At 68.6% G+C, this 19,949-nt stretch carries 21 protein-coding genes; 13 read left to right on the forward strand and 8 right to left on the reverse strand.

Annotated elements, in window-relative coordinates; genetic code table 11:
- Positions 1-11: 11 nt before the first annotated feature.
- From hisC to tpiA, 6 genes are read left to right on the forward strand one after another with little or no spacing between them, the layout of a single operon-like run.
- Positions 12-1,094: a histidinol-phosphate transaminase gene (gene hisC, locus NBT81_RS06005; protein WP_338741789.1), complete on the forward strand. Its 1,083-nt coding sequence runs from the start codon at positions 12-14 to the stop codon at positions 1,092-1,094.
- Complete coding sequence (locus NBT81_RS06010; protein ID WP_338741790.1) at positions 1,091-1,612, forward strand: adenylate kinase family protein; 522 nt, start codon at positions 1,091-1,093, stop codon at positions 1,610-1,612. Before hisC ends, NBT81_RS06010 begins: the two co-directional genes overlap by 4 nt.
- The gene (locus NBT81_RS06015) at positions 1,609-2,211 is read left to right on the forward strand and encodes a CDP-alcohol phosphatidyltransferase family protein (protein ID WP_338741792.1); all 603 of its coding nucleotides are present in this window, start codon (positions 1,609-1,611) and stop codon (positions 2,209-2,211) included. The genes NBT81_RS06010 and NBT81_RS06015 overlap by 4 nt, the downstream gene beginning before the upstream one ends.
- Positions 2,212-2,256: 45 nt before the next feature.
- On the forward strand, positions 2,257-2,784 hold the full coding sequence (locus NBT81_RS06020) for a multiprotein bridging factor aMBF1 (protein ID WP_338741794.1): 528 nt from the start codon (positions 2,257-2,259) through the stop codon (positions 2,782-2,784).
- Positions 2,785-2,817: 33 nt separating this feature from the next.
- Complete coding sequence (locus tag NBT81_RS06025) at positions 2,818-3,936, forward strand: carbon-nitrogen hydrolase family protein (RefSeq protein ID WP_338741796.1); 1,119 nt, start codon at positions 2,818-2,820, stop codon at positions 3,934-3,936.
- 35 nt (positions 3,937-3,971) lie between these two features.
- Positions 3,972-4,616 carry a triose-phosphate isomerase gene (gene tpiA, locus NBT81_RS06030; RefSeq protein WP_338741798.1) on the forward strand — a complete coding sequence of 215 codons (645 nt, stop codon included), beginning with the start codon at positions 3,972-3,974 and terminating at the stop codon, positions 4,614-4,616.
- Here the strand turns inward: tpiA and NBT81_RS06035 are convergent.
- The 5 genes from NBT81_RS06035 to NBT81_RS06055 all read right to left on the reverse strand — a co-directional run bounded on the left by NBT81_RS06035 (position 4,613) and on the right by NBT81_RS06055 (position 11,716).
- On the reverse strand, positions 4,613-6,658 hold the full coding sequence (locus tag NBT81_RS06035) for an ATP-binding protein (RefSeq protein WP_338741800.1): 2,046 nt from the start codon (positions 6,656-6,658) through the stop codon (positions 4,613-4,615). The genes tpiA and NBT81_RS06035 overlap by 4 nt on opposite strands.
- 54 nt (positions 6,659-6,712) lie before the next feature.
- Positions 6,713-7,984: a DNA polymerase IV gene (dinB, locus tag NBT81_RS06040; protein ID WP_338741801.1), complete on the reverse strand. Its 1,272-nt coding sequence runs from the start codon at positions 7,982-7,984 to the stop codon at positions 6,713-6,715.
- Between the two features lie 392 nt (positions 7,985-8,376).
- A complete protein-coding gene (lrpA1, locus tag NBT81_RS06045) occupies positions 8,377-8,805 on the reverse strand; it encodes an HTH-type transcriptional regulator LrpA1 (RefSeq protein ID WP_338741803.1) in 429 nt (142 codons plus the stop codon).
- 82 nt (positions 8,806-8,887) lie between these two features.
- Positions 8,888-9,826 (reverse strand): thiamine pyrophosphate-dependent enzyme, encoded by a 939-nt coding sequence (locus NBT81_RS06050; protein ID WP_338741805.1) that lies wholly within the window; start codon positions 9,824-9,826, stop codon positions 8,888-8,890.
- A 3-nt stretch (positions 9,827-9,829) separates the two neighbouring features.
- Positions 9,830-11,716 carry a 2-oxoacid:acceptor oxidoreductase subunit alpha gene (locus NBT81_RS06055; RefSeq protein WP_338741806.1) on the reverse strand — a complete coding sequence of 629 codons (1,887 nt, stop codon included), beginning with the start codon at positions 11,714-11,716 and terminating at the stop codon, positions 9,830-9,832.
- A 121-nt stretch (positions 11,717-11,837) separates the two neighbouring features.
- On the opposite strand from NBT81_RS06055, the gene NBT81_RS06060 reads away from it, so the two are divergent.
- Positions 11,838-12,233, forward strand: a complete 396-nt coding sequence (locus NBT81_RS06060) for a hypothetical protein (RefSeq protein WP_338741809.1) — start codon at positions 11,838-11,840, stop codon at positions 12,231-12,233.
- Between the two features lie 28 nt (positions 12,234-12,261).
- Here NBT81_RS06060 and aroC read toward each other — a convergent pair whose 3' ends face one another.
- Both aroC and aroA read right to left on the reverse strand, forming a co-directional pair.
- Positions 12,262-13,425, reverse strand: coding sequence for a chorismate synthase (gene aroC, locus NBT81_RS06065; protein ID WP_338741811.1), 1,164 nt, complete (start codon positions 13,423-13,425; stop codon positions 12,262-12,264).
- Positions 13,415-14,710 (reverse strand): 3-phosphoshikimate 1-carboxyvinyltransferase, encoded by a 1,296-nt coding sequence (aroA, locus tag NBT81_RS06070; RefSeq protein WP_338741813.1) that lies wholly within the window; start codon positions 14,708-14,710, stop codon positions 13,415-13,417. The genes aroC and aroA overlap by 11 nt, the downstream gene beginning before the upstream one ends.
- A gap of 289 nt (positions 14,711-14,999) precedes the next feature.
- On the opposite strand from aroA, the gene NBT81_RS06075 reads away from it, so the two are divergent.
- The 4 genes from NBT81_RS06075 to NBT81_RS06090 all read left to right on the forward strand — a co-directional run bounded on the left by NBT81_RS06075 (position 15,000) and on the right by NBT81_RS06090 (position 17,924).
- Complete coding sequence (locus NBT81_RS06075) at positions 15,000-15,830, forward strand: bile acid:sodium symporter (protein ID WP_338741814.1); 831 nt, start codon at positions 15,000-15,002, stop codon at positions 15,828-15,830.
- Positions 15,831-15,978: 148 nt separating this feature from the next.
- Positions 15,979-16,209, forward strand: coding sequence for a hypothetical protein (locus NBT81_RS06080; RefSeq protein WP_338741815.1), 231 nt, complete (start codon positions 15,979-15,981; stop codon positions 16,207-16,209).
- A gap of 7 nt (positions 16,210-16,216) precedes the next feature.
- Positions 16,217-17,266, forward strand: a complete 1,050-nt coding sequence (locus NBT81_RS06085; RefSeq protein ID WP_338741817.1) for an NAD(P)-dependent glycerol-1-phosphate dehydrogenase — start codon at positions 16,217-16,219, stop codon at positions 17,264-17,266.
- 37 nt (positions 17,267-17,303) lie between these two features.
- Positions 17,304-17,924: a DUF420 domain-containing protein gene (locus NBT81_RS06090; RefSeq protein WP_338741818.1), complete on the forward strand. Its 621-nt coding sequence runs from the start codon at positions 17,304-17,306 to the stop codon at positions 17,922-17,924.
- A 24-nt stretch (positions 17,925-17,948) separates the two neighbouring features.
- Here NBT81_RS06090 and NBT81_RS06095 read toward each other — a convergent pair whose 3' ends face one another.
- Positions 17,949-18,386 carry a universal stress protein gene (locus NBT81_RS06095; RefSeq protein ID WP_338741819.1) on the reverse strand — a complete coding sequence of 146 codons (438 nt, stop codon included), beginning with the start codon at positions 18,384-18,386 and terminating at the stop codon, positions 17,949-17,951.
- Between the two features lie 135 nt (positions 18,387-18,521).
- Between NBT81_RS06095 and NBT81_RS06100 the strand changes: the two genes are divergently transcribed.
- A complete protein-coding gene (locus NBT81_RS06100) occupies positions 18,522-19,589 on the forward strand; it encodes a glycosyltransferase (RefSeq protein ID WP_338741820.1) in 1,068 nt (355 codons plus the stop codon).
- Between the two features lie 50 nt (positions 19,590-19,639).
- Positions 19,640-19,903 (forward strand): MTH865 family protein, encoded by a 264-nt coding sequence (locus tag NBT81_RS06105; protein WP_338741822.1) that lies wholly within the window; start codon positions 19,640-19,642, stop codon positions 19,901-19,903.
- Positions 19,904-19,949: the final 46 nt, after the last annotated feature.

Raw genomic sequence — 19,949 nt, forward strand, 5'->3', positions numbered from 1 at the left:
ATCTTCCCACCATGCAACCACGGGACCTCTCCGCGCTCTCACCGTACGTCCCCGGACGCGGGGCCGAGGAGGTGGCCCGCGAACTCGGGATGGATCCGGCGGATCTCACGAAACTCTCCTCGAACGAGAACCCACACGGACCGGGGCCGGCGGCGGTCGAGGCCATCCGGGAGACCGCCCCCCGGGTCGGCGTCTACCCCAAGGCCTCGCATACCGATCTGGCGGAGAAACTCGCCGACCACTGGGACTGCACTCCCGGACAGGTGTGGGTGACCCCCGGTGCCGACGGCGCACTCGACTACCTCTCGCGGGCCTTCCTTGACCCCGGCGACCGCGTACTCGTCCCCGATCCCGGCTTCTCGTACTACCGGATGAGCGCCCGCTACCACCACGGCGAGGTGGCCACCTACGACCTGCGGAAGGCCGACGACTTCGCCCAGACGCCCGACACCGTTCTCGACGCCTACGACGGCGAACGGATCGTCTACCTCACCACCCCCCACAACCCGACCGGTTCCGAGTTCGACCCCGACGATATCGAGGCCCTCTCGGAACGGGTCGAGGACCACACCCTCGTCGTCGTCGACGAGGCGTACGCCGAGTACACCGACACCCCCTCGGCTATCGGCCTCCTCGACGACCACGACGACGTCGCGGTCACGCGGACGTTCTCGAAGGCCTACGGGCTGGCCGGCCTCCGTGTCGGCTACGCCGTCGTCCCCGAGGCGTGGGCCGGCGCCTACGCCCGCGTCAACACACCCTTCGCCGCCAGCGAGGTCGGCTGCCGGGCCGCACTGGCCGCCCTCGACGACGACGACCACCTCGAAACGACCGTCGAGACGGCGCGGTGGGCGCGGGCCCACCTCCGCGACGAACTCGACGCGCCCACCTGGGAGAGCGGCGGCAACTTCGTCCTCGCGGAGGTGGGCGACGCCGCGGCCGTCGCCGAGGCCACACAGCGCCGGGGGGTCATCGTCCGGGACTGCAGTAGTTTCGGCCTGCCGGCCTGCATCCGGGTGTCCTGTGGCACCCGCGAGGGGACCAGACGGGCCGTCGAAGTCGTCAACGACGCCCTCGCGGAGGTGCAGGCGTGACCGACGCCGAGGACGTCGCCGAGCGCGTCGCCGTCACCGGGACGCCGGGTACCGGGAAGACGACCGCCACGACCCTGATCGACGGTCCCGTCGTCCACCTCAACGACCTGATCCACGAGGAGGGGCTGTGGGCCGACCGCGACGACGACCGCGACTCGCTGGTGGCCGACCTCGACGCGGTCCGGGAGGCGCTTGGCGACTGGTCGGGCGTCGTCGAGTCCCACCTCGCACACCACCTCGACGCCGACCGCGTGGCCGTCCTCCGGTGTCGGCCGGACGTCCTGGAGGAGCGCCTGCGCGACCGGGGCGAGAGCGAGGCGTCGGCGGCCGAGAACGCCGAGAGCGAGGCGCTGGACGTGGTCCTCTCGGAGACCGTCGACCGCCACGGGATCGAGAACGTCTACGAGGTCGACGCGACCGACCGGACGCCCGCGGAGGTGGCCGACGAAATCGAGGCCGTGATCGCCGGCGACCGCGCCCCGAGCGCCGGCGACGTCGACTTCATTGACTACCTATGACCCTCGACCGCCTCCGGCCCGTCGCCGAACTCCTCCTCGATCCGATGGTCGCCGCCGCCGACCGGGTCGGCCTCACCCCCAACGGCGTCAGCGTCGTCGCCTTCGGATTCGCCGTCGCGGCCGCCGCCGGATTCTACGTCGCCACGCCCCTCGGCTACGCGCTGGGGGCGGTCTGTGTCTTCGCCAACGGGTGGCTCGACCTGCTGGACGGCGCGCTCGCCCGCACCCAGGACGTCGAGTCGCGGGCCGGCGACCTGCTGGACCACGTGCTGGACCGGTACGCGGACGTCGTCCTCGTGATCGGGTTGGCGGCCGGCGTCGCACGGTACGACCTCGGTCTCCTCGCGGTCACCGGCGTCCTGATGACGTCCTACCTCGGCACGCAGATCCAGGCCGTCGGCCTCGGGCGCGAGTACGGCGGCCTCGTCGGGCGCGCGGACCGGCTGGCGCTGGTCGGACTCACGGGCCTCGTCGCCGCCGTCGTCGCCGAGCCACTCGGCCCGCTGTCGGTCGTCGGCTGGCTGCTCGTCTTCTTCACCGTCGTTGGTCACCTGACCGCGCTCCAACGGTTCTGGGGCGCGTGGGGTGACCTCGCCTGAGCGCACGGCGCACCTTTTATCCCCGGCGGCGCGCTACGGAGGGGTATGCCCCAGTGTGAAATGTGCGGTGCCGAGAGTTCGTCGCTCACGACGACGAAGGTCGAAGGGGCCGAACTACAGCTCTGTGACGACTGTACGGAGTTCGGTACCGAGGTGCGCACCGAATCGTCCTCGTCGTCGTCGACGAAGTACTCCACCTCGTCCTCGTCTTCGTCCTCATCGGGTGGATCGAGTTCGACCAGTGGTGGTGGCGGTGGCGGCGGGAAGACCCGCCGCCGCGACATGTTCGACGACATGGACGAACTCGCCGCCGACTACGACGACCGCATCCGGTCGGCCCGCGAGGAGCGCGGTCTGAGCCAGGAGGAACTCGCCGCCGAACTCAACGAGAAGGCGAGTCTTATCCGCAAACTCGAACGCGGCGACATGCTGCCGAGCGACGACGTCCAGTCGGAACTCGAGGCCGAACTCGACATCGCCCTTTCGGAGGGTGGCGGCGACGCCGACGCCGACTGGTCCGGCGACTCCTCGACGACGACGACGCTCGGCGACGTCGTCAAGCGCAAGGACTAGGACTTTACTCGTTCGCCCCCGAACGCCCCGCCCATGTCCCGTGACGTGGCGGAGTCGTTCACCCTCGGAGCGGCACAGATAGAGCCGGTCTACCACGACGCCGAGGCGACCCTCGACAAGACCTGTCGGTGGATCGAACGTGCCGGCGACCGCGGCGTCGACGTGTTGGTCTTCCCGGAGACGTACTTCCCCGGCTACCCCTACTGGCGGCGGAGCACCTCCATCGCCCGGTGGAGCGACCTGATGGTCGACCTGTCGAAAAACAGCCTCCACGTCGACGACGACGCCGTCGAGACCGTCGGCGAGGCCGTCGCCGACGCCGACCTCCACCTCGTGCTCGGCACGAACGAGGTGGACGACCGACGGGGGAGCGAGACGCTCTATAACTCGCTGTTCTTTTTCGACCGCTCGGGGTCGCTGGTGCGTCGCCACCGGAAACTCATGCCCACCCACGACGAGCGGGCCATCTGGGGACGGGGCGACCCCGCCAGCCTCGACGTCCACGACACCGACGTGGGCCGACTCGGCGGGCTGATCTGCTACGAGAACCACATGACGCTGTCGAAGGCGGCGCTCTGTGCGCGGGGCGAGGAGATTCACGCCGCCGTCTGGCCCGGTTTCTGGGAGCAGAACGGACATCCCGGCGACAAGTCCCGCGCCGAGGACGCCGAGGCCCGGGACACCTGCGACATCTACCCCGCCGTCCGCGAGTACGCCTTCGAGACACAGTCGTTCGTCGTCTCGTGTTCCGCCTACATGAGCGAAGGCGTCCCCGAGGGGTTCGCCGAGGACGAACTCGGGTTCGGCGTCGGGAACGGCGGGAGTATGCTCGTCAATCCCGCGGGTGTCGTGAAGGCCGGCCCCGCCGTCGGCGAGGAGGCCCTGCTGACCGCGGAGTTCGACCGCGACGAGCGCCGTGCCACGAAGGCCTACTTCGACGCGATGGGCCACTACACCCGCTGGGATGCCGTGAATCTGGAGGTGAGCGACGACCGCCTCGACCCAGTCCACCGCCACGACCACCCCGGTCGTGGCCGCGACGACGCGCCGACCCTCTCGCCCGCCGACGCCGCGGCCCTCGCCGAGGAGTTCGACGTGCCCGTCGAGGCGGTCGAAGCCGTCGCCGACGCCCTCGTGGGTACACGAGGATAACCACGTTTTTTGCCCGTTCGCGTCCCCGTCCCCGTATGTTCGTACTCGTCAACCTGAAGGCGTACCCCTGTGACCCGGTCGCGGTCGCGGAGGCCGCCAGCGACGTCGCCGCGGAGAGCGGCGTCCGGATCGCCGTCGCCCCCCAGACCGCCCACCTCGACCGCGTCGCCGCCACGGGCGTCGAGACGTGGGCCCAACACGTCGCCCCCGTCGCCCACGGCAGTCACACCGGCCACACGCTCGCCGAGGCCGTGACCGACGCGGGCGCGACCGGAACGCTACTCAACCACTCGGAGCGTCGTCTGAAACTCGCCGACGTTGACGACGCCCTCGACGCCGCCGAGCGCGCCGGTCTGGAGACGGTCGTCTGTGCGAACGATCCCGAACAGGTCGCGGCCGCGGCCGCCCTCGACCCGGACGCCGTCGCGGTCGAACCGCCCGAACTCATCGGCGGCGACGTCTCCGTGGCCACAGCCGACCCGGGGATCGTCGAGGGGGCCGTCGCCGCCGCCGACGCGGTCGATCCGGACGTGGCGGTCTACTGCGGGGCCGGCGTCTCCACCGGCGACGACGTGGCCGCCGCGGCCGACCTCGGCGCCGAGGGCGTCCTCCTCGCGAGTGGCGTCGCCAAGGCAGACGATCCGCGGGCGGCGCTCGAATCCCTAGTCTCGGGCGTCTAGAGGAATTCGGCGTCGGTCAGGTCGTCGGATCGGGGATCGCTCCCGTCGTCGGCCGCCATCTGCCGGCGCGTCGCGTCGTCGGCCGACGCCGGCGGATCGTCGCTCCCCTCGATCACGACCGCGTCCTCGTCGACGAAGCCGTCGTCGCCGATCCTGCCGCCGTCGCCGCTGTCGCCGCCGTCGACGACTTCCACTTCGTCTTGCTCGTCCGCAACCTGCGGGTCCGTCTCCTCGGCGGCGAGGGTTTCCTCGTCGACGAACGAACGTTCCACGTCCCGGACGGTTTCGTCGAGGGCGTCGCCGTCGAGGTGGCCGTCGAACGCCGCCGCGACACGGTCCCGGAGCGCGTACCGGTAGCGGCCCTCGTCGACGTGTTCGACGAATCCGTCGGTCCGGAGCGGGCGGTTGCGGCCGTACGCCATTGGCTGATCCGGCGTCCCGCCGGCGGCGACGTGGGCGTCGACCGGGTCCGCCGTCCGCTCCCGGCGGTAGTGGGCGAGCATCCGCCGCGAGATGTCGGGCAGGGCCTCGATGGTCGACCGCAGATCCGCGACGACCGCCTCGCGGGTCCCGTGGGTCGTGGCAGCCGTCGTCCGGTCGGGGCCGTCGGCTCCCGCACGCTCCGACGCTCCCGATTCGGCGTCGAACGTCACGTCGGCCTGTCCGCCGACGGGGGCGTTCGAGTCGCCCGCGTCGGCGTCGTCCCCGCTTCCCGGAGTCGTGGGATCGGTGGTCCCCCCGTCGGCGGGGTCGACCTCCGAAACGGAGGCCGAGGGCGGCCAGTCGCCCGGTTCGATCGCCGGTCGATCCGGTTCGTCGGCGCCGGAGTCGCCGTCGTCGCTCCCCTCGTCCCGGGTCGTGTCGGCCGGTTCGTCCGGCGCAGCGTCGCCCGGCTCGTACGCGTCGAGTTCGATCTGATCGGCCGCCATCGCCGACGCGCGCGCACGGTTCCGCCCGTCGCCGCCGCGGTAGGGCGCCTCCGCCTTCTGTAGCATCGCCTGCGCGAACTGGTCGGCCATCCGCGAGAGGTCGCGGGCCTCCGCCAACTCCGCTTCGAGTTCCTCGATCCGGGCCTCCTTCCGGTCGAGTTCCTGGCGCAGATCCGCGAGTTCGCTCTCGCGGCGCTCCTGTTCGTCGCTGATCTCCCGGAGGTCGGAGACCAGGTCGTCGCTCACGGACTTGAGTTCCGGCCGCTCGAAGTCGTCGAGGCCGGGCGTCGCGCCGGCGTCGAAGGTTCGCTTGCGGTGGAACTGCACCCGACGCACCGACTCGCTCCAGTCGGTCATCAGGAACGCCTCCCCGTCACCCAGATCCTCGACGGCGTTGGCGTGTTCGGCGTCGATGATCCGGCTCACGACGTTCGTGTCGTTGTTCCACGTGAGCCGGTGCCACACGAGCCAGTCACACTGCGTGATGAAGTCCTTCTTCACGTCGGCCGGCCGCTGGGAGATGCCGACGATGCCCAGCCCGTGTTTCCGCCCCCGCTTGCCGATCTTGATGAGCATCTTCCCCGTCTCGTCGAGGCCGCCACCCTCGGGGATGTACTCGTGGACCTCCTCGACGAGCATCAGGAACGGCTTCTTCAGTTTCTTCTCCTTGGCGAACAGGTGTTTGGCGACCGACAGCAGGAGTTCCTTCGCCACCTCGTCGTCGAGGTAGCCCGAGACGTCGAGGATGATCGGGACGTTGCTCTCCAGGGCCAGCGACGCGATCTTCTCCGCGTGTTCCGGGCTGACCTGGATGTCACACTCGTCGTCCGCGCCGGCGTGGAGGAGTTCGAACTCCTCTTTCAGCCCGTAGTACTCGCCGTCCGTGTCGACCACGAGGACGGGAAAGTTGTTCGCCAGCAGGTTCTCGACCAGAACCGACGCGGTGTTGGACTTCCCCGACCCCGACTTCCCCGTGACGAACCCGCGGCCCGTGAGCAGTTCCACGACCGGGAGCGAGACCGGCGTCCCCGGATCGGCGTCGGTGTCGCCCCCCGGACCCTCGCTCACGTCCGCGACGGTGATCGTTTCGGTGTCCGTATCCGTGTCCGTCATCGCCCTGTGAGAGGCTCCCCTCGCCCATAGTTCCGCGTCAGACGCGCGTCGGCTCTATCGGCCGAAGTCGGTCAGCGACGACTGGCCGTCGCCGGTCTCGCCCTCGGTTGCCCGCTCCCGTGTCTCGGTCCCGTCACCCCCCGCCGCCTCGCCGTCCCACCCGTCGAGACGCGCCTGGTCGGCCGCGCCGAACTGGAGGTTCGACACCCGGACGCCGAGTTTGCGGACGGCGTCGCCCGCGAACTCCTCGAGGAGGTCGAGTGCCACCTCCTCGACGAGGTCCGGGTCCGCAACCGGCCCCGACAGCGACCGCTCGCGCGTGTTCACGTCGTACGGCGGCGTCACGACCTTGATGCCGATGGTGCGGTACAGCGCTCCCTTTCCCGCCGCGCGGTCGGCCACGTCCGCCGCCAGCCCCGAGACGGTCTCGCGCTGTCTCCCCGCCTCCGCCGTCGCTTCGGGGAACGCCGACTCCCGGGAGAGGCTCTTGGGTCGTCCCGTCGGCGTCACCTCCCGGTCGTCGTCGCCCCGCGCCCGGTCGTAGAACGTCCGACCTCGTTGCCCGAACCGATCGCGGAGGCGTCGCGGGTCCGCGTCGGCCAACTCGCCCGCCGTCTCGATCCCCATCTCCCCCAACTCGCGGGCCGTCACCGGGCCGACCCCGTGGACCTCCTCGACGGGGAGTGGACCGAAGAAGTCGCGCACCTCGCCGGGTTCCACGACGACCAGTCCGTCGGGCTTGTCGTGGTCGCTCGCCACCTTCGCGGCACTCATCGTGGGGGCGACGCCGACGCTCGCCGGAACTCCCACTTCGCGGGTGATCCGCTCTTTGATGTGACGGGCGTACCCCTCGGCCAGCGTGCGCCCGTCGACGACGGTCCACGCCGTCCGGTCGGTCACGTCGAGGTACGCCTCGTCGATGCTCACCTCGCGGAGCCTGTCGGCACACTCCCGGAGGATCGACTTGATCCGCTCGGCCACCTCGCGGTAGTAGTCCAGGTCGACCGGGCGGTAGTGGCCCGCCTCGTCGACATCGAGGGCCGGGCCGTCGCGGGCCACCTCCTTCCGGGGCAACGCCTCCAGGGCCTGCGAGATCGGCTGGGCGCTCTCGACGCCGTACGCGCGGGCCTCGTAACTCGCGGTGGCGACCGCCCCGTGTGGCTCCCCGGACTCGTACCCCATCCCGACGACGACGGGGTCGCCCCGCAGGTCGGAATCGCGCAACCGCTCACAGGAGGCGTAGAAGCAGTCCATGTCGACGTGACAGACGATTCGGTCGGACGGGGGGCCACGCACACTCCGGGTTCCAAGCGTCCCGTCGTTCATCGCTGTTCGTTCACCTACTGACGTCGGATGGCCTCGAATCTGTCGGCGTAGCGGTGATCCTCGACTGTCGTTCACCGAACTCGGTGGAGTCGTCGAACCATCTTCTACCTCTCACACCCGTAATTATAACTCAGTGTCTTTTGAATCTCACCCATGGGGAAGTGCTACGTAAACAGCGGACGGTGTGAGGGTGCACAGTATTCGGGCAACTGCAACAAGTGCGACATCATCGTTTGCAGGGCTTGTATGGCGACGAAATCGACCTGTCCCAACTGCGGAAATTCGTACCAGTGGGGATGAACGTCCCGTCCGGCCGGCCGACGGCAGCAATCCACTCGATCCACGAGACTGACCTGTAACCGACACGATATCGGTCACATCGGGTGTTCCACTTACTTCAGTCGTTCCTGCAGGAAAGAGGGGTGTGCGGCGGTCACGCCGTCGATGTCGAGGACGTCGTCGTTGATTACGTCGCCCAGCGCGTCGCCGTCCGGGGCGCGGACCTCCGCCATCAGCATGTGATCGCCCGAGGAGGTGTACAGCGCCTCGACGGCGTCCATCCCTTTGAGAGCCCGAGTCACCTCGACGTAGCGTTCGCTCTCGACTTCGATCCCGACCATCGCGATCGACTGCCCCGAGAGCTTCTTCGGATCCACTTCGGCCGAGTAGCCGACGATAACCCCGTCGCTTTCCATCTGTTGGATGTACTTTCGCACCGTCGGCTTGGAGACCCCGGCCCGGTCTGCGATCTCCCCGTAGGACGCTTGTGCGTCCTCTTCGAGGACGGAGAGGATCCGACGTTCCGTAGCGGTCGTTCCCATACTACTTCGTTTCGGTCCACGGAAAAAATATGTTGCGAAGGAGAAAACAGAGCTTCGCGGGCCCTCAGCGGGACGCGTCGGCCTATTTGTGTCGGTCGAGGAACATATCGTGGGTGCGCTCCCACTCGTAGTCGTCGTCGAAGTACCGCTCTGCCAGCGGCTCCTCGGGCATCTCGCCGATGGCCTGTTTCTCCTCTTGGTAGGACGGACGCTCGGAGTCGACGTAGAACCGACCGGTCAGCACCTCACCCTCGTACAGCGACCGTTCGGCCTCGGTGGCCATCCGTTCCGCGTCGCCCTTGTCCGTCGGGTCGAAGTCGTAGTCGTCGTTGTCGTTGACGTCGATGTAGGGGACGTACTGCCGGGCGTCCTTGTTCCACGTCGGACACTGGGTGAGGAAGTCGACGTGGGCGAAGCCGTCGTGTTGCATCGCCTCGGTGAGGATCTCCTTGGCCTGGTTGGGGTTGACCGCCGCCGTCCGCGCGACGTAGGAGGCCCCAGAGGTGAGCGCCAGCGACAGCGGCCGGATGGGGTCCTTGGCGCTCCCGTGGGGCTGGGTCTTCGACTTGTGACCCTTCGGCGACGTGGGCGAGGTCTGTCCCTTCGTCAGGCCGAAGATCTCGTTGTTGAAGACGATGTAGGTCATGTCGTGGTTCTCGCGGGCGGTGTGCATGAAGTGGTTCCCGCCGATGCCGTAGCCGTCGCCGTCGCCGCCGGCCGCGATGACCTCGAGGTCGGGGTTGGCGAGTTTGGCCGCCCGCGCGATGGGGAGCGACCGCCCGTGGATCGAGTGGTAGCCGTAGCTCTCGAAGTAGCTGTTCAGTTTGCCCGAACAGCCGATGCCGGTCACGAGCAACACCTCGTCGGGGTTGCGACCGATCTCGGGCATGGACTGTTTCAGCGCCTTCAGGACGCCGAAGTCGCCACACCCCGGACACCACGTCGCCTGTGGTTCGAGGGTGGGTGTGAACTCTTCCCGATCGATCTCGCGGTCTTCGCCGATCGCTGTGAATGCACTCATGGGTTAGTCACCTGCCGCTGGGACGTACGTCGTCTGCTGGTCGGGGACGTCCTCCCCGTCGATGCTCGCTTCGAACCCCGCGACTATCTCCGCGGGTTCGAACGGTTCGCCGTTGTACTTCAGGAGGCTCGACAGTTTGCCGCCGAACCGACCCAGTTCCTTCTGTGTGAGGCCGCGGAACTGCCCCGAGGCGTTCATCTCGACGACCACCGCCTCGTCGACGCTCTCGAGGAACTCGGTCATCTCCGCCTCGGGGTAGGGCATCATGTCGCTCACGCCGATACCCTTGACCGAGTGCCCCGCGTCGTTGAGTCGTTCGACCGCTTCCCTGACGGTTCCCTGCTGGCTCCCGAAGGTGACAAGGCCGTACTCGGCCTCGTCGGGACCCATGTACGTCTGGGTGGACTGTCCGTCGAGGAACTCCCGGATCCCGTCCAGTTTCGACATCCGGCGTTCCATCTGTGTGACGCGGTTCGTGGGGTCCTCGTCGATGTGGCCGGCCTGATTGTGTTCGTTACCGGTCACGAGGAAGTGCCCGCCCTTCTGGCCGGGGATCGACCGCGGGCTGACGCCGTCCTCGGCGTCGTAGCGGTAGCGGTGGAACTTCCCACCGGGGCCGTGTGGGGCCTCCTCCAGTTCCTCTTCGGTGGTCACCGCGCCCAGGTCGGCGTTGGGCTCGCGGTCGAAGTGACTCGCGGGCACGTTCATCAGCTCGCCCCCGAGTTTCTGGTCGTAGAGCAGGACGACGGGGATGTTGTAGCCGTAGGCGAGTTGGAAGGCGAGGCGTGACTGCTCGTAGGCCTCGGCGACCGTCCCCGGCGCCAAGACGACACGGTTCGAGTCCCCTTGACTCGTGTAGAGGACGTGTTCGAGGTCGGCCTGTTCGGGCTTGGTCGGCAGGCCCGTCGACGGGCCGGCGCGCATCGCCTCGACTAGCACCACGGGCGTCTCGGACATCTCCGCCAGTCCGAGGGGCTCGGACATGAGCGCGAACCCGCCTCCAGAGGATCCGGACATCGCCTTCACGCCCGCGTGGGAGGCTCCGAGTGCGAGCGCCGCCGCCGCGATCTCGTCCTCGACCTGCTCGGAGATGCCGCCGAGTTCCGGCAGCGCCTGTGACATGATGGTGAACACTTCGGTCCACGGCGTCATCGGGTAGCCCGCGATGAACCGACAGCCCTCGTCGATGGCGCCGTAGGCGATCGTATCGCTCCCCGAGAGCAACACCTGCTCCTCGTCGTGACTTCCCTCCGGGACCCGGAGGTCGTGGGTGAACTCGAACTCCTCTTTCACCATGTCGTGGGTGTAGTGGAGGATCTCGACGTTGGGTTCGAGGATCTCCTCGGGCATCGCCTCGGCCATCAACTCCTCGAAGTACTGGAGGTCGATTCCGAGGAGGGCCGCCGTCGCGCCGACCCCTGCGGTGTTTCGCATGACTTCCCGGCCGTGATCCCGAGCGATCTCCCGGAGGTTGAGCGGGTAGACGTGCCAGTCGTTCTCCTCGACGCGCTCCTCGAAGTTCGGGATCTCGTCCACGTCCAGTAGTCCCGTGTCGTACACGATGACCCCGCCCTCGTTGAGTTCGTCGAGGTTCTCCGCCAGCGGCTTCACCTCTTCGTTGCCGTAGTAGGCGTCCTCCTGTGGGTTCCGCGCGAAGGAGTCGCCGAGCGCGAGCAGGCAGTTGAACCCGTCCCCTCGCGAGCGTACGGGCTCCGAGTCGGCGCGCACCTCTGTGTACGTGTGCCCGCCGCGGATCCGGGACGGATAGTGTCGATGCGTAAAGACGTGCAGCCCCGCTCGCATCAGGGCCTTGGCGAAGTTCTGACTGGTCGAAGCGATCCCGTCGCCCGACCCTCCAGCGATCCGCCACATGAGTTCGTGGTCAGTCATATGTATTTCACGGCCCTCCGAGGGCCACTGTCGGAAGGGTAGTCTACGATGCGACTAAAGCCTTTGCTATACATTACCACGCAAAAATAATGTACAATCCCCCGACTCGGTCGGTCGATCCGTGCCGTTGGACCGCCGGCTCACTTCGGTCCCTTGGACCCGGTCACGTCGAGACGACGTCCGCCCGCAGCGACGCCACCGTGCCGAGCAGTTCCTCGCGACCGTCGGCCGTCACGCCGAACGCGCGGCGGCTCGCGTCGAGGTGCTCGGCGACACGTCGACGTTCTCGCCCGTGGCGTCGTACTCGACCGGGCCGTCGGCGACGTGGCTCCCGAATCTCGCTTGGTGGTCGTGGAGGGCATCGGTGGCGACCCCCGCGAAGTACGGTTCGAGTCGCTCGTCCGCCAGCGCGGTCGTAGAACCCGTCGACGACTGCCTCGATCCCCGCTTGGCCGCCGACTCCGTCGTACGGCGTCTCTCCGGGTTCCGCGTGGGGGCACCGTTTCGATGCGGGTGACCCCACCGATCGGTCCTCCGACACCCGGCTACGAGTCGACGTTGTCCGGGCTCCGGGGGTGGTAGTCGGTGTCGTACTCGCCCGACCGGCCGTCGACCCGGTCGGGATTGATCCGGCCGCCCAGGAGCATGAAGTCGAGGACGGTACAGTAGAGCATCGCCTCGACGACGGGCACCGCCCGCGGCGGCAACACGGGATCGTGCCGACCGACGACTTGGATCTCCTCTTCTTGGCCCGTCTCCCAGTCCACGGTCCGCTGGGACTTCGGTATCGACACCGGGGGATGCCACGTCACCTCGCCGTAGATCGGCTGGCCGGTGGTGATCCCGCCTTGGATCCCGCCGTGGTCGTTTCCGACCGGCGTCGGGTCGCCCGACTCGTCGAACTCCCAGTCCTCGTTGTACTCGCTCCCGGTCGTCGTCCGGGCGTCGCGGCCGATGCCGTACTCGAAGTCGTTGACCGCCGGGATCGAGTACATCGCCTTCGCGAGTCGAGCGGGGACGCCGTCGAACCGCGGCGCGCCGAGTCCCCGCGGGACGCCCCGACACTCGAAGTAGATGGCCCCGCCGATGGAGTCGCCGGCCGTCTGGTAGTCGTCCGCCACCTCGCGCATCTCCTCGGCCGTCTCCGGGTGGGCACACCGTACCTCGTTTTCCTCGCTGTGTTCCAGCATCTCCTCGAACGTCACCGGCGGGGCCTCGACGTCACCGATCTGACTGACGTGGGCCTTGATCCGCACCTCGTGGTCCGAGGCCTCCAGTACCCGCTTGGCGACGGCGCCGGCGGCGACCCAGTTCACCGTCTCGCGGGCCGACGACCGCCCGCCCCCGCCCCAGTTGCGCGTGCCGAACTTCGCGGAGTAGGTGAAGTCGCCGTGGCTCGGCCGCGGTGCGGTGACGAACGGTTCGTACTTGCCCGACTGGGCGTCCTTGTTCTCGATGACCATCCCCAGCGGCGTCCCGGTGGTGTAGCCGTCCTGGAGGCCGCTCTGGATGCGCACCTCGTCGGGTTCGCCGCGACTGGTCGTGATCATCGACTGGCCGGGCTTGCGCCGGTCCAGGTCGCGCTGGATGTCCGCCTCCGAGAGTTCCACCCCGGCGGGACAGCCCGAGACGACGACCCCCATCGCGTCGCCGTGGCTCTCGCCGTAGGTCGTCAGTTGGAACAGACGACCGAATCGGTTACCGTTCATACTCCTCCACTTCGGCTCCGAGGTCATAAAGCACGTCGAAGAACCCCGGGAAGGAGACGTCGACGTGGTCGGCGCCCTCGACGGTCGTCGTCCCCTCGGCGACCAGACCAGCGATCGACAGTGCCATCACGATCCGATGGTCGTCGTGTCCGGCGACGGTCGCCCCTCGAAGAGACGAGTCGCCACCGTGGATCGTCAGCGTGTCCCGCTCTTCGGTCACTTCGGCCCCCAGTGTCTCCAGTTCCGTCGCCATCGCGCTCACGCGGTCGGTCTCCTTGTAGCGGACGTGTTCGCAGTTGTCGAGTCGCGTCTCGCCGTCGGCGACCGCTCCCAGGACCGCGAGGGTCGGCAACAGGTCGGGCGTATCCCCGACGTCGACCGCGACCCCCGACAGGGCGCTCCGCCGGACCGTTATCTCGCCCGCCTCCCGGTCCCACGACACGTCCGCGCCCATCCGATCCAGCACGTCGACGATGGCGCTGTCGCCCTGTGCGCTCGGCCGGGCTCCCTCGACGACAACCTCGCCGCCGTCCCCGGCGGCCACCGCCCCCGCCGCCAGTAGGTACGACATCGACGAGAAGTCGCCGGGCACCGGGTACGGCTCCGCCCGGTCGTAGCGTTGCCCGCCCGGAACGCGATAGCCCGAATCCGTCTCGGTCGCCTCGATCCCGAAGTCGTCGAGGACCTCGATCGTGATGTCGACGTAGGGTGCCGACTTCAGCGCCGTCTCCAGGGTCACGTCGATCCCCTCGTCGGTCACGGCACCCGCCATCAGTAGCGCGGTGACGTACTGCGAGGAGACGTCACCCGGGATCGACACCGTCCCGCCGTCGACGCCGCCACCGACCACGAGGGGTGCCTGCCCGTTGTCGCGTGTGCTCTCCGCGCGCCCGTCGAGTCCCCCGACCGCGTCGAGTAGCGGTCCCTGTGGGCGCGACCGGAGTGACGCGTCGCCGGTCAACACCGTCAGCCCGTCTCCGAGCGCCGCGCACGCGGTTACGATGCGCATCGTCGTGCCGCTGTTTGCACAGTCGATCACGTCGTCCGGAACGTCGGGACGGCCGTCGAACCCCTCGACCCGAAGCCGGCGGCCGTCCCGTTCGACGGTTCCCCCGAACGCCTCGACCGCTCGCATCGTCGCGCGCGTATCCGCGCTCACCAGTGGGTCGGCGACGACCGCGCCGTCGCTGTAGCCCGCTGCGAGGATCGCCCGGTGTGTGTAGCTCTTCGACGGGGGTGCCCGTGCCCGACCGCCGACCTGCGATCGGTCGATGTCCACGTCCATAGGGGACGGTCGGACGGCCGCCGTATCAGCGTACCGACCGGCCTCCGGCGGTGGCGCCGTCACCACCGTCGCCCCCACCGGTACAGCCGGCAAGCGCGCCGACGCCGACCGTTTGCAGTACTTTCCGTCCCGAAAGCCCATTCTCCGCCATCGTCAGCCGGCATTTCAGACCACACGTCTGAATTCATCCATTCCTTCCGCTTTTTGCGGTTAAAGGTACACGATCTGCCCTCCATCCGTCTAATAAAATTATACACGTTCGCGGAATACCGATTTCGTTCAATGGTGTGTGATTGCTGTCGAGCGACGACGTGGAAACGGCCGGGGGAGTCGGGGATCACCGGTCGTCCCGCCGGACACCCGCCCGACCACACCCACGGATCGACGGCAGGGACGGCTCGGTGCCGGGACGGAGTCGGGGTCGACGGAAGCGTCGACGCCGGGGTCGGACTCGGCACGGTCCCTCGCCAATGACGCTTCGAACCCTCCTCGACCGCGGACAAAACGTCGCACTCGTCGTCGTCGCGGCGGCGATGGGACTCTGGCTTCCGCGGGTCGCCATCGTCGAGGCGCTCACGCTCCCCATCGTCGCCTTCCTCGTGTACATCTCCCTCGAGGACGTCGACCCTCGCTCGCCTCTGGGGTCCCGATTCGCGCCGTCGCGGTCGGACTCGCCGTCTCGTACGTGGTGCTCCCGGTGGCTGCGTTCGCCCTCGCCCCCACCCTGCCGGCGACGGAGCACCGGGTCGGGCTGTTCGTCGTCAGCGCCGTTCCGATCACGGCGGGTAGTTCGATCGTGTGGACGAGACTCTCGGACGGCGACGCCGAACTCGCCGCCCTCGTCGCGGTCGTGTCGATCGTCCTCTCGCCGATCATCGCGCCGCCGGTGCTGTCGGCGCTGGTCGGGTCCACCGTGGCGTTGTCCCCCGTCTCGGTGGTTTCGAGCCTCCTGCTCATCGTCGGAGGGGGTGTGGCCCTGCGGGTGGTGTCCCGGACGGCGCTCTCTCGGCGTCCCAACTCGATCTCGGTGCGCGTGCCTCTATCGCCGTCCTCGTGTACGCGAGCGTCGCCGGCGTCGACACCGGACGGGCGACGACGGGGCTGCCACGCCTGGCGCTGACGACGGCGGGGCTCCTCTTGGTCGGCCTCGTCGCGAGCGCCGGGTTCTGCCGACTCTGTGGGTTCACCGACGGCGTTCGATCCGCGGTGTTCTTCTCCGGAGTCTGAAGAATCTCGGCGTCAGCCTCCTCGTCGTGGATGTCCTCGGCATGCCCGCTGCGACGGTCGTCGTCGTGGTCTACTACGTCCTCCAGCAGGTCGTCGGGGCGCTGGCCGCGGACCTGCTGTTTCCGTGGCCAGGGGACGAGCCGTCCGAGGCCCCGCGTGATACTGCCGACCGTCGCTGTGATCGACTTACTGCCGCCGGTCCGACGACCGCAGTCGGGCGCTGGACGCGGGTTGTGGACGGACCTCATCTTCTAAATGGCTCCGTGGAGTAGGACCCCTATGTTCGACAAGTCGACGTGGATCAAGCTCCCGCGAAACGTCGTCGTGGGTCACGGCGTCCTCGACGACCTCGGCGACGTGATCGGTGACCTCGCCGTCCTCGGTCGGCCGTTGGTCGTCACCAGTCCGACGCCGAACCGACTCGTCGGCGACCGCGTCCGCGCTCAACTCGGCGACGACCCCGCGACGGTCGCCGTCGAGACGGCCGGATTCGGCGCGGTCGAGCGTGTCGTCGAGACGGCCGAGGCCGAGGAGGTCACCTACCTCGTCGGTCTCGGTGGTGGCAAACCCATCGACATCGCGAAGATGGCCGCCGACCGACTCGGTCTCGGGTTCGTCTCCGTCCCCACCGCCGCCAGCCACGACGGCATCGTCAGCGGCCGGTCGTCGATCCCCGAGGGCGATACCCGCCACAGCGTCGCCGCCGACCCGCCCCTCGCCGTCGTCGCCGACACCGAGGTACTCGCGGCCGCCCCTTGGGAACTGACGACAGCCGGCTGTGCCGACATCGTCTCCAACTACACCGCCGTCGCCGACTGGAAACTCGCACACCGCCTCCAGAACGTCCACTACTCCGAGTACGCGGGTGCACTCTCCCGGATGACCGCCGAACTCCTCGTCGAGAGTGCCGACTCGATCAAACAGGGGTTGGAGGAGTCGGCCTGGGTGGTAGTGAAAGCCCTGGTCTCCTCGGGCGTCGCCATGTCCATCGCGGGGTCGTCACGCCCCGCGAGCGGGGCCGAACACCTCTTCTCTCATCGCCTCGACCGCATCGCCCCCGACCGCGCGTTCCACGGCCACCAGGTCGGTGTCGGGTCGATCCTCGTCGCCTACCTTCACGAGGGTGAGGAGGGGACGTGGCGGAACATCCGCGACGCTCTGGCTACCATCGGCGCGCCGACGACCGCCGACGACCTCGGCTTCGACGACGAGACGGTGATCGAGGCCCTGACGACCGCTCACCGCATCCGCGACCGGTACACCATCCTCGGGAGCGGGATCAGCGACGCCGCCGCCCGCGAAGCCGCCGTCACGACCGGCGTCATATAACGGAAGAGGCAAGCCGATCCGGTCCCGACCGCTCGGTATGGCAACGGCCAGCGCCAGCGGCCCGATCAAGGATCACCCTGCCGTCGTCACCGCCCTCCTCTCGGTCGTGGGCTACACGCTCGTCGTGGGAACCTTTCTCGGCGTCGTCCCCGCGTCGGTCTTCCCCGACCTCTCGCTGTGGCAGGTGAACCGCCTCTCTGACGCCATCGCGGTCGTCAACACCGTCGCGACCCTCACCCTGGTCGCGGGGTGGCGGTGGATCCGACGCGACGAGGTGAAACGACACGCCGCAGCCATGTCCTCAGCTTTCGGCCTCATCCTCCTCTTTCTCGTCCTCTACCTGACGAAGATCGGTGGCGGCGGCACAAAGGAGTTCGTCGGGCCACAACTCGCCTACTACGCCTACCTCGCGATGCTCGCGATCCACATCGTCCTCTCGGTCGTCTCGGTCCCGGTCGTCCTCTACGCCCTCGTTCTGGGACTGACCCACACGCCGGCCGAGCTCCGGGAGACCGCCCACGCCCGCGTCGGCAAGGTTGCCGCGGCCTCGTGGATACTCTCGCTGTCGCTCGGCGTCGTCACCTACCTCCTCCTCAACCACGTCTACGCGTGGGAGTTCGTCGAGGCGGCGGTCGTCTCGGTCCCGGTCGGCGCGTGAGGAACGTGCGGTCGGTGTGTCGCCCTACGTCACTTCCTCGCGCACGACGACGACGGGGACGTGAGTTCGGCGAATCACCCGCTCGGTGACGCTGCCGACCAAGTAGCGATCCAGCCCGTCCCGGCCGTGGGTCCCCATCGCGATCAGGTCGATCCCGCCCTCGTCGACGTAGTCGAGGATGGCGGTCTCGGGAACCCCCTCGATCACGTCGCCGGTCGACGCGACGCCGCGCTCGGCCGATCGCTCCTCGACGGCCGCGACCGCTCGCTCGCCCTCGTCTTGGAGTGCCTCGCGGACCGAGTCCCGGTCGAGCGCCGGTGCGCTGTGCCCGATCGGGTCGGTCTCGACGACGTAGAGGGCGTGGACCGTCGCGTCGAAGCGGTCGGCGATCGACAGCGCGTGGTCGAGAGCCGCCAGTGCGGCGTCGCTCCCGTCGGTCGGAACCAGGATGTCGTCGTACATGGGCGTCGGTACGGCCGCCGGTCCCCTCAATCCGTGGACCGTTCCCGTCGACCGGGAACCGACTCCGATCCCGACCGCGCTCCGTCGGTCCGACCGACGGGATGATTTTTGTGCCCGCTCGTTCTGGTCGGACGTGTGCGCGTCGCCTTCGTGACGATGACGACGGCCCACCACGTCGACGACTGGTACGGCCGTCGCGTGCGCTCGGTCGCCGAACGACTGGCCGACCGCGGTCACGACGTCGTCTGTTGCTGTGCGCAGTGGTGGGACGGCGACCACCCGTCCTTCGAGTCCGAGGGAGTCACCTACCGTCGGGTGACCGACGAGCGGACGCCGCGGGCGTTCGTCGCGAAACTCCCCTTCGTCCTCAACGGCGTCCGTCCGGAGGTGATCCACGTCGCCACCAACCCACCGCTCGCGGTGCCGGCGGCGCGGGCCGCCGCCCGCTTCCGCCGGACACCTGTCGTCGCGGAGTGGTGGGACTCCCCCGACCGGGCCGACGACGAGGAGGTGTGGGAGCGGAGTTGGGCCGTCCGCTCCCCGAACGCCGTGGTGGTACCCTCCCGGACCGTCGAGACGACGGTCCGCGAGTACGGGGCCACCCCCGACGACGTCTCGGTGATCCCGGACGGCATCGACATGGCGGCCATCCGGGACGCGCCGGTCGACACTAGGGCGGATCTGGTGTACGCCCGCCCGCTCGACGCCCACGCAAACGTCGAGGAGTTCCTCCTCGCGCTCGCGGAACTCCGCGACCGGGACTGGCGCGCCGCGATCATCGGTGACGGCCCCGCGCGCTCGGACGCCGAACGGACCGCGAGTGACCTCCGCATCGACGACCGGGTCGAGTTCCTCGGAGCTCTCCCGCCCGCCGAACAGGTGCCGATCCTCAAGGGCGCACACGTGTTCGCCCAGACGGCCACGTGGGAGCCGTTCGCGACCGGACTCCTCCGGGGACTCGCCTGTGGCTGTGTGGGTCTCGTCGAGTACCAGTCCGCGTCGGCCGCCCACGAACTCGTCGAGGGCGACCCCCGCGGGTCGTTGGTGACCGGGCCGGTCGAACTCGCCGACGAAATCGTCGCCGCCGCCGACCTGGCGCGGTGGTCGATCGACGAGGAGTACGACGACTACGACCACGAGGCCGTCCTCTCACAGTACGTCGACCGTTACGAACGCGCCATCGAGGACTACGGCTTCTTCTGACTGTCCCCCGTTCCGGAACGCTTTTGACTCCGATACGTCCACGGACGCACATGAGCGACGACGTGGCGGCCGAACTCCGCGAACAGTTCCGGACGGCCTTCGAAGGCGCCGACTTCCCCGTGACCGACCAGATGGACCTCGTCCCCGCGCTCCCCGACGGTCCAGGGACTCGGTTCGAGGCCGGTGACATCTCCTTCTCGGCGATGGAACTCGCAGCGAACCTCGACGGCCACCAGGAGTTCCCGTACGAGTCGGTCGACGAACTCGTCGACGACGTGATGGCGGCGCTGAAAGCGGAGGGGTTACTGGAGTAAGGTCACGCCCGACCGGACCTTCCGACGAAGCACGGGACGGCCGAAC

The organism is Haloplanus sp. CK5-1 (genome assembly GCF_037201915.1).
Taxonomy (GTDB): Archaea; Halobacteriota; Halobacteria; order Halobacteriales; family Haloferacaceae; genus Haloplanus; species Haloplanus salilacus.

Bases quoted from the DNA above. Each gene is read 5' to 3' on its own strand.
- NBT81_RS06105 (WP_338741822.1), top strand. From the start codon at position 19,640: ATGAGCGACGACGTGGCGGCCGAACTCCGCGAACAGTTCCGGACGGCC.
- NBT81_RS06080 (WP_338741815.1), top strand. From the start codon at position 15,979: ATGCCCGCTGCGACGGTCGTCGTCGTGGTCTACTACGTCCTCCAGCAG.
- NBT81_RS06085 (WP_338741817.1), top strand. From the start codon at position 16,217: ATGTTCGACAAGTCGACGTGGATCAAGCTCCCGCGAAACGTCGTCGTG.
- NBT81_RS06050 (WP_338741805.1), bottom strand. From the start codon at position 9,826: ATGAGTGCATTCACAGCGATCGGCGAAGACCGCGAGATCGATCGGGAA.
- aroC (WP_338741811.1), bottom strand. From the start codon at position 13,425: ATGAACGGTAACCGATTCGGTCGTCTGTTCCAACTGACGACCTACGGC.
- NBT81_RS06095 (WP_338741819.1), bottom strand. From the start codon at position 18,386: ATGTACGACGACATCCTGGTTCCGACCGACGGGAGCGACGCCGCACTG.
- NBT81_RS06020 (WP_338741794.1), top strand. From the start codon at position 2,257: ATGCCCCAGTGTGAAATGTGCGGTGCCGAGAGTTCGTCGCTCACGACG.
- hisC (WP_338741789.1), top strand. From the start codon at position 12: ATGCAACCACGGGACCTCTCCGCGCTCTCACCGTACGTCCCCGGACGC.
- NBT81_RS06015 (WP_338741792.1), top strand. From the start codon at position 1,609: ATGACCCTCGACCGCCTCCGGCCCGTCGCCGAACTCCTCCTCGATCCG.
- dinB (WP_338741801.1), bottom strand. From the start codon at position 7,984: ATGAACGACGGGACGCTTGGAACCCGGAGTGTGCGTGGCCCCCCGTCC.
- NBT81_RS06025 (WP_338741796.1), top strand. From the start codon at position 2,818: ATGTCCCGTGACGTGGCGGAGTCGTTCACCCTCGGAGCGGCACAGATA.
- NBT81_RS06055 (WP_338741806.1), bottom strand. From the start codon at position 11,716: ATGACTGACCACGAACTCATGTGGCGGATCGCTGGAGGGTCGGGCGAC.
- NBT81_RS06035 (WP_338741800.1), bottom strand. From the start codon at position 6,658: ATGACGGACACGGATACGGACACCGAAACGATCACCGTCGCGGACGTG.
- aroA (WP_338741813.1), bottom strand. From the start codon at position 14,710: ATGGACGTGGACATCGACCGATCGCAGGTCGGCGGTCGGGCACGGGCA.
- tpiA (WP_338741798.1), top strand. From the start codon at position 3,972: ATGTTCGTACTCGTCAACCTGAAGGCGTACCCCTGTGACCCGGTCGCG.
- NBT81_RS06090 (WP_338741818.1), top strand. From the start codon at position 17,304: ATGGCAACGGCCAGCGCCAGCGGCCCGATCAAGGATCACCCTGCCGTC.
- lrpA1 (WP_338741803.1), bottom strand. From the start codon at position 8,805: ATGGGAACGACCGCTACGGAACGTCGGATCCTCTCCGTCCTCGAAGAG.